General features: G+C 55.7%; 1 protein-coding gene. It reads right to left on the bottom strand.

The features are described 5' to 3' along the window. A partial coding sequence (locus EII34_RS16175; RefSeq protein ID WP_185711400.1) for a hypothetical protein occupies window positions 1-754 on the bottom strand: 754 nt, incomplete at both ends.

Here is a 754-nt window from a genome sequence, read left to right as displayed (position 1 = left end):
TCAACACGTCAGCATCAGGACCATACCGCTCGATCAGATCAGCCAGAGCCTGCGCGACCCTCGGATCCTGCTCCAAGAGCTTCTGCAGATACGGACCCGTTCCCTGCTGATGAGGAACCCCATCCACCTTGGAGGTACCAAGCGATCCACCCCCGCCCTTGGCCTCGTAGATGCTGATCCTTGGCGGATCAAGCCGCACACCGATCCGATCCAGATGCCCAGCACCCGGCCTGGAATCATCCCCGAAGAGCGAAATCTCATCACGCGCCTTCATGACGCCTTCCGCACCAGCTTCACCCATCACTTCGGAGGCATTCTTCAACGCCGTCATCGATTTCTTCTCGTCAACAAGAGCATCCACCAGTTCAAGCCTCTCAGCATCTGTTATCCGACCATCGTTCTCAAGGACATCAAGTATTTCACCCCGATCTTTACCCTTCAGCTGTTTCAGCTCTTCGGGAGTGATGTTGTATCTTTCTGCGATTTCGTTCAGGTGAGCCACGTTTGCCTGATGCTCGTCATACTTGCTTTGGCGATGTTCAACGCTTTCTGTGAAAGCAGCATCGCCTTCTGCTTCCCTCCTGATTCCATCGATGTTGTCATCAGGACTGTATTCACCGTACTTGGCCTTGACCATCTCTGAGGTGTCGACCGGCTCAGGGCGGTTGGGGTCGTTTGCATACCGGCCACCCTCCTTGTTGTGCAGGTCTCCGCCCTCACCACGGAAGGTGGTCTCTGGGTCCGGATCCCCCTT

It is taken from the genome of Arachnia propionica (genome assembly GCF_003859805.1).
GTDB classification, from domain to species: domain Bacteria; phylum Actinomycetota; class Actinomycetes; order Propionibacteriales; family Propionibacteriaceae; genus Arachnia; species Arachnia propionica_C.
This window is presented reverse-complemented; position numbering and strand designations above follow the sequence as displayed.